Source organism: Polaribacter staleyi (assembly GCF_038024045.1).
Classification (GTDB): domain Bacteria; phylum Bacteroidota; class Bacteroidia; order Flavobacteriales; family Flavobacteriaceae; genus Polaribacter; species Polaribacter butkevichii.
On sequence record NZ_CP150665.1, the window covers coordinates 1,738,305 to 1,754,578 of the forward strand.

The following is a 16,274-nucleotide window of genomic DNA, read 5'->3' on the forward strand; positions in this document are numbered from 1 at the left end:
TTAAAACACTATTAAAAGCACTTTGGTTAAAATCAAAGTGCTTTTTTTATGACTTTAGAGATCAAAAAGGATACTTTTAATAAAAAACTTTTACATTTGCGGTTCTAATTTATTTTTGATAATTTAGAAACAACCTAAAATAAAACAACAAGTATGGCTTGGTTTAAAAGAACGGATAAAGGAATACAGACTTCTACAGAAGACAAAAAAGACACTCCAAAAGGGTTATGGTATAAAACACCTAGCGGAAAAATAATAGATACAGAAGAATTAAAAAGAAACTTATATGTAAGTCCAGAAGACGGATACCATGTAAGAATCGGTAGTAAAGAATATTTCGAATTGTTTTTTGACGAAAACAAGTTTAAAGAATTAGATGCAAACCTTACATCTAAAGACCCTTTAAAGTTTGAAGACACTAAAAAATATCCAGACAGATTAAAAGCAGCCCAAGAAAAAACAAAATTAAAAGATGCCGTTAGAACTGCGGTAGGTTTATCCTTAGGAAAAGAGATTGTAATTGCAGCCATGGATTTTGCTTTTATTGGAGGATCAATGGGGTCTGTTGTTGGAGAAAAAATAGCAAGAGCTATCGATTATTCAATAAAAAATAAAATTCCTTTTTTAATGATTTCAAAATCAGGTGGGGCAAGAATGATGGAAGCTTCATTATCATTAATGCAATTAGTTAAAACATCTGCAAAATTAGCACAATTAGCAGAAGTTAACATCCCTTACATTTCATTATGTACAGACCCAACAACAGGAGGTACTACAGCATCTTATGCCATGTTAGGCGATATTAACATTGCAGAACCAAATGCATTAATTGCTTTTGCAGGACCAAGAGTAGTAAAAGACACCACAGGTAAAGATTTACCAGAAGGATTTCAAAAATCAGAATTTGTTTTAGAACATGGGTTTCTAGATGCAATTTACGAACGTAAAAACTTAAAAAAACAAGTTAATTTGTATATCGATTTAATACAAAACATACCTGTTAGATCATAAAACAAAAAGCTAGCATTTGCTAGCTTTTTCTATTTTACAGCAAAACAATTAAAAGAACAACTTCGGTAGCATTTCTATTTAAAAAAATAATTATATATTTGCAGCTTCAATGAAATCTATCATTGATATACATAATAATCATTTAAATAATATTGGAATGTATTTAACTAAAGAAGTAAAAGAAAGCATCTTCGAAAAACACGGTAAAGGAAAAAACGATACTGGTTCTTCAGAAGGTCAAATTGCATTATTCACTTACAGAATTAACCATTTAACAGAACACTTAAAAAACAATCGTAAAGATTATAATACAGAGCGTTCATTAGTAATGTTGGTTGGTAAACGTAGAAGTTTATTAGATTATCTAAAGAAAACTGATATTGTAAGATATCGTGAAATAATTAAAGAATTAGGAATTAGAAAATAATTCTTACAAAAAGAGGCTCTATAAACGTGCCTCTTTTTTTTTACAATAAATCCTTGTAGCTTGCTACAAAATAGTAAATTTGTATTCCCTATTAAAAGGAATTAAAAAAATAATAAATTCTGACTAACAAACAGAATTTATATAAAAAAGGTTAAATTTATTAACCACTATTTCTGTAAAAAGCAGAAAAAAAAATCAAAAATAGTAACAGCATTTTTGAATTTCCATTGTAACAACATACAACAACACAACAACAAACAAATTAAAAAAATTAGAATTAAAATTTATGATTCCAAAAGTATTTAGAGAGGTTATAGACCTTGGAGATGGAAGAACCATCTCGTTAGAAACCGGTAAATTAGCGAAACAAGCGCACGGTTCTGTTGTTGTTCAAATGGGAAAAGCAATGTTATTATGTACAGTTGTTTCTAATTACAAACAATCAGACGTTGATTTTTTACCACTTACAGTAGATTATAGAGAAAAGTTTGCTGCCGCAGGTAGATATCCTGGAGGTTTCTTTAAAAGAGAAGCAAGACCAAGTGATGGAGAAGTATTAACAATGCGTCTTGTAGACCGTGTTTTACGTCCATTATTCCCAAAGGATTACCACGCAGAAGTACAAGTTATGATTCAGTTAATGTCTCATGATGAAGATGTTATGCCAGATGCATTAGCAGGTTTAGCAGCTTCTGCAGCTATACAATTATCAGATTTCCCATTCGAATGCCCTATCTCTGAAGCAAGAGTTGGTCGTATTAACGGAGAATTTGTTATCAACCCTAACAGAGCACAATTAGCAGAATCTGACATCGATATGATGATTGGAGCCTCTGCAGATTCTGTAATGATGGTGGAAGGAGAAATGGATGAAATTTCTGAAGAAGAAATGGCAGATGCAATTAAATTTGCCCATGAAGCTATTAAAGTACAATGTGCTGTTCAAGTTAAATTAGCAGAAGCTTTTGGTAAAAAAGAAACAAGAGTATACCAAGGAGAAAGAGAAGATGAAGAATTAGCAGCTAAAATAAATGAACTTACTTACGATAAGTGTTATGCAATTGCTAAAAAAGGAACTTCTAAAGTAGAGCGTACAAACGCATTTGCTGAAATAAAAGAAGAAGTAATAGCTTCTTTTACAGAAGAAGAATTAGAAGATTACGGAGATTTAGTGAGTAAATATTTTAATAAATCTCAAAAAGCAGCTGTTAGAGAATTAACTTTATCTGAAGGTTTACGTTTAGACGGACGTAAAACTACAGACATTAGACCAATTTGGTGTGAAGTAGATTATTTACCATCTGTACATGGTTCATCAATCTTTACTCGTGGAGAAACGCAAGCATTAGCAACCGTAACTTTAGGAACATCAAGAGATGCAATGAAAATAGATATGCCATCTTATGAAGGTGAAGAAAATTTCTATTTACACTATAACTTTCCTCCTTTTTGTACAGGTGAAGCAAGACCTTTAAGAGGAACATCTCGTAGAGAAGTTGGGCACGGTAACTTAGCACAACGTGGTTTAAAAGGAATGATTCCTGCAGATTGTCCTTATACAGTAAGAGTAGTTTCTGAAGTTTTAGAGTCTAACGGTTCTTCTTCTATGGCAACTGTTTGTGCTGGTACAATGGCATTAATGGATGCTGGTGTAAAAATGATTAGACCTGTATCTGGTATAGCAATGGGATTAATTTCTGACGGAGACCGTTATGCAGTTTTATCTGATATTTTAGGTGATGAAGATCACTTAGGAGATATGGACTTTAAAGTAACTGGTACTACAGAAGGAATCACTGCTTGTCAAATGGACATTAAAGTAAAAGGTCTTTCTTACGAAATTTTAGTAAATGCACTAAAACAAGCAAGAGATGGACGTTTCCATATTTTAGGAAAAATTACTGATACTATTGCAACTGCAAACGGAGAAGTAAAAGACCATGCTCCGAAAATGATAAACAGACGTATCCCTAACGATATGATTGGTGCATTTATTGGACCATCTGGTAAACATATTCAAGAATTACAGAAAGAAACAGGAACTACAATTGTAATAACTGAAGACGCTGTAACCGAAGAAGGAATTATTGAAATTTTAGGAACCGATCCAGCAGGAATAGAACAAGTAATTGCTCGTATAGAATCAATGCTATTCAAACCACAAGTTGGTAGCGCATATGAAGTTAAAGTAATTAAAATGTTAGACTTTGGAGCTGTAGTAGAATATGTTGAGGCTCCAGGAAACGAAGTTTTATTACACGTAAGTGAATTAGCTTGGGAACGTACAGAAAACGTAACCGATGTAGTAAACATGGGTGATGTTTTTGATGTGAAGTACTTTGGACTTGACCCAAGAACTCGTAAAGAAAAAGTTTCTAGAAAAGCATTGTTACCAAAACCAGAAGGTTATGTAGCAAGACCACCTAGAGATGACAAACGTTCTGGTGGACGTGATAACAGAAGCAGAGATAATCGCGGACGTGATGACAGAAAACCAAGAGCACCAAGAAAAGAAGAATAAATATCATCCTGAACTAGTTTCAGTATCTTATTCATAATTTTAAAAATCGCCAATTAATTTTGGCGATTTTTTTTGTTTATAGCTAATTATCTAAATGCTTTTATTTTCTTTGTATCGCTTTATGAAAATACATCGAACAACATATTTATCTTTAGGAACAAACCAAGGTAATAAAATAGAAAATCTACAAAATGCTATTAATTTAATAGATGATGGCATTGGTGTAATTCAAAAAATATCATCAATATATAAAACTCCTTCTTGGGGTTTTGCTGGAGATGATTTCTTTAATATTTGCATCAAAATTTCTACCAATCTACAACCTGAAACCTTAATGAGTTCTCTATTAAAAATAGAAAATGATTTAGGAAGACAGCGCTCTTCTAAAGAAGGATACCAAAATAGAAACATAGATATAGATATCTTGTTATACGATAATGACATACTCTTTTCTAAAACACTCATCGTTCCACACTCTAAAATGTTGCAACGAAAATTTGTAATGATTCCATTAGCAGAAATAGCTCCAACCGTTATTCATCCAACAGAAAAAAAACAAATTGATGACTGTTTACAAAATTGCTATGACACTTCAGACATCACAAAAATAAAAGACAAATTACAAAGACCAATTCCTATTTCCGAAAAATACAATTATATAGCAATAGAAGGAAATATTGGAGCCGGTAAAACATCTTTAGCAAAAATGATTTCTGAAGAATTTAATGCTAAAATGGTTTTAGAACGTTTTGCTGACAACCCTTTTTTACCAAAATTTTACGAAGACAAAGAACGATATGCATTCCCTTTAGAGATGAGTTTTTTAGCCGACAGATATCAACAACTAACCGATGACTTAGCACAATTCGACTTATTTAAAAACTTCATTGTATCGGATTACTATATCTTTAAATCTTTAATTTTTGCACAAGTTACATTACAAAAGGAAGAATACCTTTTATACCGTAAAATGTTCGATTTAATGTATAAAGAAATTACAAAACCAGATCTTTATATTTATCTATATCAAAACACAGATCGACTATTAGAAAATATTAAAAAAAGAGGTAGAGATTATGAACAAAAAATAGAACCTACTTATCTAAAACGAATACATAACGGATATAAAAGTTTTATTAAAACTGAAAAAAGTCTAAATTTATTAGTAGTAGATGTTTCAGAAATGGATTTTGTGAACAATAAAGAGGACTATAACAATATTGTTAGCAAAATAAAGCATTTCTAAAAAAAAAAAATTATATTTTTGCGGGAATCATTCCCCTATATTGTTTAAAACAAAAAATCAAATTAAAATGAGGAGAATTTATTTATTTATTCTATTTAGCACTTTTATTATTGCTCAATCGTTTAGTCAATCTAATGATGGCAAAATTATTCACAAAGATAGTACTGATGTAAAAAGCACGGATATTATTAAAGAAAATAACACTTGGGCCATCGGTGGTGGATTTAGCAACTTCATCATGCACGGAGATTTACGTTCTATTGGCGTTTACGACGATTCTAATTACTGGAATTTTGGAGGGTATGTATATGTAGATAAAATGTTCAACCCAATTTTAGGTTTAGAGTTTAAAGCTACATATACTAAAATGTCTGGTGGTGTACAATCTTTCTCAAACGGATATTCCCTTAGATATGTACCAAATAATATTATTAGTGATTCTGACTTACGATTTGAAGGTAGGTCTTACGGTGCAGAATTAAATTTAATTGTAAGCTTTTCTAACCTTTTTAAAAGAGATACACGTAAATGGAACATTGCTGGATATTTTGGTGTTGGATACCATCAATACGATTCTGCTCTTTATAAAACTGATCCAACAGGTACAACACCTGATGAACTTTTAGTAGACTTTGGTTACAACCCTGATAGAAATAGTGTAAATGAAGCTAGTTCAATTTTTCTATCTACACAATTAGGTATTAAAAGAAGACTAAGCAGAAGAGTAGATCTTGAATTTAGAACAGGAATGTACTTTAATAATGAAGACCATTTAGACGCAGCTGTTTCCGATAAACAGACTTGGGAAAGCTTTTTTGTTACTAGTTTAGGAGTTGTTTTAAAGTTAGGAAAGAAAAAAGAATACATCATTTGGGTAAAAGACCCTGCTCCTGGAGAAGAATTTAAAATTATTGACACAGATAATGATGGGGTAATGGATCAATTAGATGTAGAACCAAATACGCCTAAAGGTGCAATGGTATACGGTAATGGTCAGGCAGTAGATGCTGATAAAGACGGATTACCAGACTATAAAGATAAATGTCCTTTAGAATACGGACCTATCTCAAATGAAGGTTGTCCTTTAAATGTAGATACAGACGGAGATGGTGTAATGGATGGAAAAGATTTATGTCCAAATACTCCTGGTCCAGTAGAAAACAGAGGGTGTCCTAAACAAGAAGTTGTACCTCCTGTTAATATTACGCAACAAATTGGATTATTAGCAACTAGTATTTATTTTGATACCAATAGTGATAAAATTAAATTAATTTCTTACAGCACTATTGATCAAATTATTATGTTAATGAAAAAAATACCAGATGTTAAATTTGTTATTGAAGGTCATACTGATGATAGAAATAGTGATAAATACAACTTGTACTTATCTCAAAGAAGAGCAGAAAGTGTAAGAAAATACATGATCAAACAAGGAATTGTTAATGACAGATTAAAACCAAAAGGTTATGGTGAATCTAGACCAAAATTCTCTAACGCTAATGCAGGCGGAAGACAATTAAACAGAAGGGTTGAAATTAAACCAATTGATGCAATTGGACCTGTAGAAAGAATTGATGAATAATTAATTTATCTTATAAAAAAGGGGAGACTGCAATGTAGTCTCCCCTTTTTTTATGATGAGATTTTAGCTTTTAAAAGATTAAATAAAGTATTTAGAAACTCTTGTAAGCACAAAAAAATAAGGTTGTTCAAATTAATTGAACAACCTTATCTAATAAGAATAAAAATTTTACTTATTTCAATTCTAATTTCTCTGCAAAATAATCACAAAAATCTCGCATAGTAGCACTCATTTTTTGGTCATCTGTTGCACGCTCAAAAGAATTTGCCATAGAAACTAATGTTTGATGATAAAACTGTTTCATTTCATCTACAGGCATATCTTTTGTCCATAAATCCATACGTAAAGTATCTTTTTTCTTATGATCCCATACGGAAATCATAATAGCTTTTGATGCTTCGTTAAGTATATCTCCATCTTCTGCTGTCCAAGAAATTTCTTCAGGAACTTTGTTTTCGTCTAAACCAATTTCGAAATTAATTTGTGAATTATGTTTTACTGACATTATTTTTTAGGCTTATATTTTGATTTTTTGAATAACTCTTCAGAATCAATTATTAATAATTCTTGCAAAGATACATCATTATTTTGCATATACGACCTCACTATTTGCCATCCTAACCACACGCCTATTCTTCCTGGAGATTGCGTATCGTTCTGTAAGTAGAACTTAGAAAAAGGAGCATTCTCTAAAAATCTTTTATTTAACTTTGTGTCTGTGCTAAATAACAATTTCTTTTCAATAAAATATTTCCAAATATCTGTTTCATTTAAAATAGCCCAATCAAACTTTTCTTTACTATAACCTATTTTTAATTCATCAGATACAGCCGGTAAATACATATCTAATAAATACATTTTTTTGCCTTCATGTATCATCTTACTTATAAAAGTTCTATTAGAAAGTGTTTGCACTTGCTTTTCTATTAAAGCATTAGCTACATCAACAATTATGTTTTCTTTAGTGTTATTCTCTTTAATATACTTTGGATAATCTGAATAAAATTTATGTGTTTTTCCTAAATAAACATCTAAAGAAATAAACAACAAACTATCTGCATAAATAACTCTATTAGCATAGTCTATATTAGAAATCATTGTAACTACATTAGGCGCATTAAAGTTGGCATTGTAATATTTAACATGCTTAAAAAGATCTAATAACTCTATTTTTAATTTAGAAACATCTTTATACAACTTTTGAGTTTCACTAAATAATTCCTGTTCATCTTTATTATTTAACTTAGCAATTGCCAAACTATCTGTAAATGCTTTTGGAAACAAATACGGATACTTTTTTTTAAGAATTGGCAAGTCATTTTCTGTTGAATTATAAAAATCAGCTTCGTATCTTTTTACAGAAAAATCAACATTTATAGTTGAAACATCAATTTTATTATTTTTTTTATCAGAACATGAAAAAAACATACATAAAACCATTAAATTCATAAAATAAAATCTCATATTCTTTGTATCTTAGTCTTTATATTTAAGAACGCTAAAAATACTAAAATAGTTTATCAATGAAGACGGAAAAAGTTGCCGAATATATCATAAAATGGTTAAAAGAATATGCTGAAAATGCAAAAGTAAAAGGATTTGTAATTGGAATTTCTGGCGGAATTGACTCTGCTTTAACATCTACCTTGTGTGCAAAAACTGGGTTTCCTACTCTATGTGTAGAAATGCCCATTCACCAAGCACCTAGTCAGGTTACTAGAGCGCAAGAACACATTACCCAGTTAAAAAGTAATTTTAAAAATGTGTCTGATGTAAAAGTTGATTTAACATCTACTTTTGAAGATTTTAAAAACGTAGTACCAAACGTAGCTCCTTCTGCAACGGTAGATTTATCACTTGCAAACACTAGAGCAAGACTTAGAATGAGTACCTTATATTATTTAGCAGGTTTACACGGTTATTTAGTGGCTGGTACGGGTAATAAAGTAGAAGATTTTGGTGTTGGTTTTTACACAAAATATGGTGATGGAGGTGTAGATTTAAGTCCGATTGCAGATTTAATGAAATCTGAAGTTTATGAATTAGCTGCTTATTTAAGAGTACCAAGTTCTATACAAAAAGCACAACCAACAGATGGTTTATTTGGAGATAGTAGAACAGATGAAGACCAAATAGGCGCTTCTTACGATGAACTGGAGTGGGCTATGAATATGCAAGAGCAAGGAAAATCTGAAGAAAATTTTGAAGGAAGAAAACTAGAAGTTTTTAAAATTTACTCAAGATTAAATAGAATTAACCAACATAAAATGTTACCAATTCCTATTTGTGAAATACCAAAAGAAATAAAATAAATATTCTTATATAAAAAAACCTTAATCTGGTTAAAATTAAGGTTTTTTTAAAGTTTTTTATTACAGAATATTTGCTGCAACCATCATTTTTTTAATCTTCATATAGGCTCTTTTTTTTGAGCCTTTAGAGATTTCAAATGGTAACAAAATGAATAACTGAATAATCTTTAGTAGTTGTAATAATGTTTTCATAGTAACAATGATTTTTCTTTTAGCGATTGCAATATACAATAATTCTATCTAATTATAGATTATAGCTATAAGGTTAAACACCCTATTTTACAATTTGTTAATACTACACAACTCTATTTAATTTCTCAAAAAGCCTCATTTTCAGATTTGTATAGTTTTTTATAACTTCTAAATCTATAGTAGCACCTTGGTTTTTAACAGCGTCATCCATCAACTCCTCTATCTTTTCACCAATTAACACTCTTCTTAAATTATAAACAACATCGTTTACATCTTTTGCTAAAACTTCTAAGGCAGATTTAACTTCTATGTTTTGACCTTCCCAATCACTTAACTGTCTATTTGGATTTTCTTTCTCCATTAAAATAGAAGTTACAATGGTAGAGATCTCTGAATTCTTATGATTAATTAAACCATCAATATCTAATTTTTCTAATTGATTTAATTGATGAATTATCTCTGTATAAATTTCTTGAAAAAGCGGATTAGAAAATTCTATTTCATCTTCATGCAAATGCACATAAATTTCTGCTGAAACTGTATTTTCATATTTTCTTGTACCAATCTCTTCTCTTCCTTCTTCATCAACATGAATAACTTCTTCTACAAACTCTACCTCTTCGTTACCGTATAAAAGTAAAATTTTAATAATTTCATTTTCTAAAATTGAAAGTTGATCAATTTTTTGAGAAGTAGCAGCTCCTCCTTTTACCAATCCCATTTTACCTTTACCTTGCTCCATAAAATATCCAGGAGGTGGCTGATTTGGGTCTTCTTGAGTATTATTTTGCTGTCTGTTAACTTTACTTTTTTCTTGCGCTCCTTTTTTTAATAACTGTGCCAATTCACTAAACAAAACACGTTCAGAAATATCCATAATTCTAGAACATTCTTGCACATAAACTTCTCGTTGAATGCCATCTGGAATTTTAGAAATACTGGTTACAATATCTCTAATAACGCCTGCCTTTTTAATAGGATCGTTGTTAGAATCTTTTAATAAAAGAGATACTTTAAAATTGATAAAATCTTGTGCTGAATCTTCTAAATATTTCTTTAATTCTGCATTTGAGTTTGCTTTAGCAAAACTATCTGGATCTTCTCCATCAGGAAACTGAACTACTTTTACGTTCATTCCTTGCTCTAAAATTAAATCGATACCACGAATAGAAGCTCTAATACCTGCTGCATCTCCATCAAAAAGTACCGTAATATTTTTGGTTAGTCTGTTTATCAATCTAATTTGATCTGGAGTTAAAGCGGTACCAGAAGAGGCCACCACATTTTCTACACCAGATTGATTAAAAGAAATTACATCTGTATATCCTTCTACCAAAAAACAATTGTCTTGTTTGGCTATTTCTTTTTTTGCTTGGTATAATCCATATAAAATTTTACTCTTATGGTAAATATCACTTTCTGGTGAATTTAAATATTTGGCTGCTTTTTTATCCGCAGTTAAAATACGTCCTCCAAAACCTAAAATTCTACCAGACATAGAGTGAATCGGAAACATTACCCGTCCTTTAAAACGGTCGAACTGCTTGTTTTCTTTTACAATGGTTAATCCTGTTGATGCCAAAAACTTTAAGTCGTATCCTTTTGCTAAAGCTGCTTTTGTAAAATTATCCCATTCATCAATACAATACCCTAATTCGAACTTTTTAATAGTTTCATCCGTAAAACCACGCTCTTTAAAGTAAGACAACCCTATTGCTTTTCCTTTATTGGTATTTAACATTACATCATTAAAATAATCTTTGGCAAAAGTAGAAACCAAGAACATGCTTTCGCGTTCATTCATATGCTCCTTCTCTTCAGAAGTTTGCTCTGTTTCTTCTATTTCTATATTGTACTTTTTTGCCAACCACCTTAGAGCTTCTGGATACGTATAATGTTCATGTTCCATTAAAAAGGAAACAGAATTACCTCCTTTACCTGTAGAAAAATCTTTCCAAATTTGTTTTACTGGAGACACCATAAAAGAAGGCGATTTTTCGTCTGTAAAGGGGCTTAACCCTTTAAAGTTACTTCCTGCTTTTTTAAGCTGAACAAATTCACCAATAACCTCTTCTACTCTTGCAGTTTCAAAAATGCGGTCTATGGTACTTCTTAATATCATGAATTTAATTTATTGGAAAGGGATTACAAAGATAAGAATTATCTTATTTCATATAATTTATAAAACTAAAAAACCTCACTAAATTAATAGTGAGGCTTTATCATTATTTTTCTTAAATTTTAAGAAGCTGCTTTTAACTTTTTTAAAGCTGAATTTGTCAATTTTGCTTCTGCATATTCTTTGGTTACATTAAATTCTTTTTCATTAGAACTTGGTAAATCAAACATAGCGTCTGTAAAAATTGCTTCACATAAAGAACGTAATCCTCTTGCTCCTAATTTATATTCTACTGCTTTTTCTACAATATAATTTAAAGCTTCCTCTTCTATCGTAAAGGCAACATCATCCATTGTAAATAACTTAGAATATTGCTTAATAATAGCGTTTTTAGGCTCTGTTAAAATAGCTCTTAACGTTTTAGCATCTAAAGGATTCATATAGCTTAAAACAGGTAAACGCCCAATAATTTCTGGAATTAAACCAAATGCTTTTAAATCTGAAGGAATAATGTATTGCAACAAGTTTTCTTCATCTACCTTATCTTCATCTAAAGAGGCTCCAAAACCTACAGCCTGCATGTTTAAACGCTTGCTTATAAATCTTTCGATTCCTGCAAATGCACCACCAGCAATAAATAAAATCTCTTTAGTATCTACTTCTATAAATTTTTGCTCAGGATGCTTTCTTCCACCTTTAGGTGCAACATTTACAACTGTACCTTCTAATAATTTTAATAAAGCTTGCTGTACTCCTTCTCCAGAAACATCTCTAGTTATTGATGGATTATCACCTTTTCTGGCAATTTTATCTATTTCATCAATAAAGATAATCCCTCTTTGCGCTTTTTCTACATCGTAGTCTGCAGCTTGCAATAATTTACTTAAAATACTTTCTACATCTTCACCAACATAACCTGCTTGTGTTAAAACGGTTGCATCTACAATTGCAAAAGGAATGTTTAGCATTCTTGCAATTGTTTTTGCTACTAAAGTTTTCCCTGTACCTGTTTCTCCAACTAAAACAATATTTGATTTTTCAATCTCTACATCATCTTCATCTTCTTTTTTCTGTAATAATCTTTTGTAATGATTATAAACAGCTACAGACATTGCTCTTTTGGTTTCTAACTGACCAATAATATATTGATCTAAGAATTCTTTTATTTCTTTTGGCTTTTTTAGCATTAAATCTTTAGACAAATCGCTCGATTTTGCATCAGAAATTTCTTCTTGTACAATACCATGCGCTTGTTCTATACATTTATCGCAAATATGAGCATCCATTCCTGCAATTAGCAAGTCTGTTTCTGCTTTTTTTCGTCCGCAAAACGAACATTCTAAGTTTTCTTCTTTTGACATTCTAAATGGCTTTAGGCTTTATGCCTTATGCCTTACGCAGCGCTTACTGCATAAAGCCTATTGCTTATTGCTAAATAATTACTTCTTTCTTGCTAAAACTTCATCAATCATTCCGTAAGCTTTTGCTTCATCTGCTTTCATCCAATAATCTCTATCAGAATCGTTGTGTACTTTTTCTACAGTTTGACCAGAGTGATGTGCAATAATATCATACAATTCTCCTTTTAACTTTATAATTTCTCTTGCAGTAATTTCGATATCCGAAGCTTGCCCTTGTGCACCTCCTAAAGGTTGGTGAATCATCACTCTAGAGTGTGGCAATGCAGAACGTTTACCTGATGCTCCTGCACACATTAAAACGGCTCCCATAGAAGCTGCCATACCTGTACAAATTGTTGCTACATCTGGTTTTATAAACTGCATAGTATCATAAATACCTAAACCTGCATAAACGCCTCCTCCTGGAGAATTAATATAAATTGAAATATCTTTGTTAGCATCTACACTTTCTAAAAACAATAACTGAGCCTGAATAATATTTGCTACTTGGTCATTAATTCCTGTTCCTAAAAAGATAATTCTATCCATCATTAAACGAGAAAAAACATCCATTTGCGTAATGTTCATCTGGCGTTCTTCCATAATATATGGCGTTACACTACTTGTAATCTTACCGTAATAGTTGCTGTTAATTCCGTGATGTTTTGTTGCGTATTTTTCGAACTCTTTTCCGTAATCCATTTTCGTGATGCTGTTTTAAGTTTAATACTGTAAATATAAGAACTATTTCTTACTATTTTGTTTGAGTTTGTCGCTAAAAAAACCTGAATCTAACAACTCAGGTTTTTTTATCTTTTATTATTTAAAAACCTCTCGACTGAGCTTGAGGTGACATTAAAAAACAATGTCTTATTTATATACTTCTTTAATAAAGTCTTCGTAAGAAAGCTCTTTCGATTTAAAATTCATGTTCTCTTTATAAAAAGTTAATAATTTATTACTAATTAATTGAGATTGTAATTTTTGAGCTTCTTCTTGATTTTGTAAAATTCTACCAGCAATATCATCCAATTCTTTTTCTTCTGGATTCATGTTACCAAATTGAGCCATTTGCGTGCGGATAAATCCTTTTGCATAGTCTACCAATTCTGCATAATCGATTTTGATGTCATTATCTTTCATCACTTTTCCTTCGATTAATTGATAACGTAAACCTTTTTCTGATTTATCATATTCTGCAGTAGCTTCTTCTTCTGTTAAAGGTTTTTCACCTGCTGTTCTTAACCATTTTTTTAAGAATTCAGAAGGTAAATCAAACTTTGTATTTTCTACTAAATGCTCTGTTACGGCGTTTAATAATTGTTGATCTCCTTGTTGTTGAAATTGCTTTTCTGCGTCTTCTTTAATTTTTTCTCTTAATTCAGTTACAGAAGTTACACTTCCGTCTGCAAATAATTTATCAAACAACTCTTGGTCTAACTCTGCTGGTTCTGTTTTTGTAATTTCTTCTATCGTTAAAGTTACAGTTACATCTAAATCATGAATTACATCATGCTCTACACCTAAAATGTGTTGTAATTTATGATCGTCTTCAAATAACTTTTTAGTTTCTAACTCAATTACGTCACCAACCTTAGCGCCAATTACTTTCTTTTCGTTCTTCTTTCCTTTAAGATCGTTTACTAAAAAAGTAGATTTTTTGTTAATTCCGTTTTCTTCATTAACAAAAGTTCCTGTAACATTAGATTGTTCTGTAGCTTCATCTATAGCAGTTACTTTACCGTAACGTATTTGAATGTTCTTAACTTCTTCGTCAAGTAATTCATCTGTTGCTATAATATTATATTGTGTTACTTTGTCTTTAGATTTTAAATCTACATCAAAAACAGGTGCTAAACCTAATTCAAATTCAAAAGAAAAAACATCAGCATCCCAATTAAAATCTTCAGTCATTCTAGGTAAAGGATTACCTAACATTTCTAATTTTTCTTCTGCTATAAATTTATTTAAAGATTCTTGTAAAAGCTTATTTACTTCATCTATCATAATAGATTTACCGTACTGCTTTTTAATCATCCCCATTGGTACATGTCCTTTTCTAAAACCAGGAACATCTGCCTTTTTACGATAATCTTCTAATAAACCTGTTACTTTTGCTTGATAATCATCAGCAACAATATCTACTTTTACAACTGCGTTTAACGCATCAATGTTTTCTTTTGTAATATTCATTTCTTGTCTTTTATCTTAAAAAAATCGAGTGCAAAATTAATCATTTTAATTGATTGCACAAATGTTAAATACTTCTATTTCAGTAATGTTATTTAGTTTTCTATTGATCTACGATCCTCTTTTAGTAATGAAAATAATGCTGATCTAAAAATAGATAGCAAAATACTGAATAATAAAGCAGTAAAGAATCCTGATACCGCAAAACCATCTACTAATTTATCTGCCAATAAAATTATACAAGCATTAATTACAAACAAGAATAAACCTAAAGTAACAATGGTTGCTGGTAACGTAAAAAAGACTAAAAGCGGACGCACAAACATATTTAATAACGAAATTACAATTGCTACAATAATTGCAGATGTATAGCCTGCTACAGAGATGCCTGGTAAAATATTAGCCAAAACAATAACTGCTACAGCGGTTAATAAAATTTTTAAAAATGTTTTCATACTCTTTTAATTTACAACATTAAATGCGAAAACTATACCAAAGGAAAAAGTCTGCATTTTTGTCATGCTTTGTAAATAATTGGTTTGTTTTTAAACTTAAAACAGATACCTTAGCTACACGTATTAAATTAAATTTATCAACTAAACAGTTAAAAAAATGAACACAAACGATCCTTTAAAAAATCAGATATTTGAAATTATTGAAAATCAAATTAGAGAGAACAATCCAAAAGAAGCAAGCATAACTTATAAGAGGTTAATGGATCTAGGTTACAATAAAACAGAGTCGAAACAATTTATGAGCCAATGTATGGCTATAGAATTATTAGATGTTTTAGAGCGTAAAAAACCGTTTAACGAAGTTCGATATATTAACAACTTAAAAGCATTGCCTAAGGAGCCTTTTTAATAAAAAACCTAATTCAAAAAGCTTTACTAGCCAGTAAACATAATTTATTTCTATTAGTTTTACTTAAACTCTAAGTTTATCACATCACCTTATAAAAGATCAAAACACCTATTCTTTCTTCGGATGAATGCAATACTTAAAACCAACAAGATTACCTTCAAATACAAGTGATAATTAAACGTTTTTAACAACTTAATTATCACAATTTCAGCTACATCTAAAAATGTAAAAATAACCACTTCTCTTTATTAGACCCTATATAATTTGACTGTGGCATATGATTTTTGTACCTTTGCGTACTTCTAAGCAAGGATACAAAAACTGAATAATTTTAGAATATTCAATTTTTAGTAAGAGGTTTTTAGAAATCAGTCTAAAAACTTACACCTTCTTTTTTTAGTTAAACAAAC

14 protein-coding genes are annotated in these 16,274 nt (G+C 30.5%); 7 read left to right on the plus strand and 7 right to left on the minus strand.

All coding sequences use genetic code 11. The features are described 5' to 3' along the window. The first annotated feature begins 153 nt into the window (after positions 1–153). The 5 genes from accD to WHD07_RS07600 all read left to right on the plus strand — a co-directional run bounded on the left by accD (position 154) and on the right by WHD07_RS07600 (position 6,787). On the plus strand, positions 154–1,011 hold the full coding sequence (gene accD, locus WHD07_RS07580; RefSeq protein WP_105050253.1) for an acetyl-CoA carboxylase, carboxyltransferase subunit beta: 858 nt from the start codon (positions 154–156) through the stop codon (positions 1,009–1,011). A 157-nt stretch (positions 1,012–1,168) separates the two neighbouring features. Continuing rightward, positions 1,169–1,438, plus strand: coding sequence for a 30S ribosomal protein S15 (gene rpsO / locus WHD07_RS07585; protein WP_105050635.1), 270 nt, complete (start codon positions 1,169–1,171; stop codon positions 1,436–1,438). Positions 1,439–1,724: 286 nt separating this feature from the next. Beyond that, positions 1,725–3,959 (plus strand): polyribonucleotide nucleotidyltransferase, encoded by a 2,235-nt coding sequence (locus WHD07_RS07590; protein ID WP_343330682.1) that lies wholly within the window; start codon positions 1,725–1,727, stop codon positions 3,957–3,959. Positions 3,960–4,080: 121 nt separating this feature from the next. After that, positions 4,081–5,205 carry a 2-amino-4-hydroxy-6-hydroxymethyldihydropteridine diphosphokinase gene (gene folK, locus WHD07_RS07595; RefSeq protein ID WP_343330683.1) on the plus strand — a complete coding sequence of 375 codons (1,125 nt, stop codon included), beginning with the start codon at positions 4,081–4,083 and terminating at the stop codon, positions 5,203–5,205. Positions 5,206–5,272: 67 nt separating this feature from the next. Then, positions 5,273–6,787, plus strand: a complete 1,515-nt coding sequence (locus WHD07_RS07600) for an OmpA family protein (RefSeq protein WP_343330684.1) — start codon at positions 5,273–5,275, stop codon at positions 6,785–6,787. A gap of 172 nt (positions 6,788–6,959) precedes the next feature. Here the strand turns inward: WHD07_RS07600 and gldC are convergent, their stop codons facing one another. Continuing rightward, complete coding sequence (gene gldC / locus WHD07_RS07605; protein ID WP_343330685.1) at positions 6,960–7,292, minus strand: gliding motility protein GldC; 333 nt, start codon at positions 7,290–7,292, stop codon at positions 6,960–6,962. Further along, positions 7,292–8,251: a gliding motility lipoprotein GldB gene (gene gldB, locus WHD07_RS07610; RefSeq protein WP_343330686.1), complete on the minus strand. Its 960-nt coding sequence runs from the start codon at positions 8,249–8,251 to the stop codon at positions 7,292–7,294. The genes gldC and gldB overlap by 1 nt, the downstream gene beginning before the upstream one ends. 59 nt (positions 8,252–8,310) lie before the next feature. Between gldB and nadE the strand changes: the two genes are divergently transcribed. Continuing rightward, positions 8,311–9,099 (plus strand): NAD(+) synthase, encoded by a 789-nt coding sequence (nadE, locus tag WHD07_RS07615; RefSeq protein WP_343330687.1) that lies wholly within the window; start codon positions 8,311–8,313, stop codon positions 9,097–9,099. Positions 9,100–9,394: 295 nt separating this feature from the next. On the opposite strand, the gene dnaG is transcribed toward nadE, so the two are convergent. The 5 genes from dnaG to WHD07_RS07640 form a co-directional block, all read right to left on the minus strand. Next, entirely contained in the window at positions 9,395–11,413 is a 2,019-nt protein-coding gene (gene dnaG / locus WHD07_RS07620) for a DNA primase (RefSeq protein WP_343330688.1), read from the minus strand. A gap of 119 nt (positions 11,414–11,532) precedes the next feature. Continuing rightward, positions 11,533–12,771 carry an ATP-dependent Clp protease ATP-binding subunit ClpX gene (clpX, locus tag WHD07_RS07625; protein ID WP_105050246.1) on the minus strand — a complete coding sequence of 413 codons (1,239 nt, stop codon included), beginning with the start codon at positions 12,769–12,771 and terminating at the stop codon, positions 11,533–11,535. Between the two features lie 78 nt (positions 12,772–12,849). Then, the gene (gene clpP / locus WHD07_RS07630) at positions 12,850–13,512 is read right to left on the minus strand and encodes an ATP-dependent Clp endopeptidase proteolytic subunit ClpP (protein ID WP_343330689.1); all 663 of its coding nucleotides are present in this window, start codon (positions 13,510–13,512) and stop codon (positions 12,850–12,852) included. Between the two features lie 168 nt (positions 13,513–13,680). Then, positions 13,681–15,003 carry a trigger factor gene (tig, locus tag WHD07_RS07635; RefSeq protein ID WP_105050244.1) on the minus strand — a complete coding sequence of 441 codons (1,323 nt, stop codon included), beginning with the start codon at positions 15,001–15,003 and terminating at the stop codon, positions 13,681–13,683. A gap of 92 nt (positions 15,004–15,095) precedes the next feature. Continuing rightward, entirely contained in the window at positions 15,096–15,455 is a 360-nt protein-coding gene (locus WHD07_RS07640; RefSeq protein ID WP_105050243.1) for a phage holin family protein, read from the minus strand. 157 nt (positions 15,456–15,612) lie between these two features. Here WHD07_RS07640 and WHD07_RS07645 point away from each other — a divergent pair, with 157 nt between their 5' ends. After that, positions 15,613–15,864, plus strand: coding sequence for a hypothetical protein (locus WHD07_RS07645; RefSeq protein WP_105050242.1), 252 nt, complete (start codon positions 15,613–15,615; stop codon positions 15,862–15,864). Positions 15,865–16,274 lie beyond the last annotated feature (410 nt).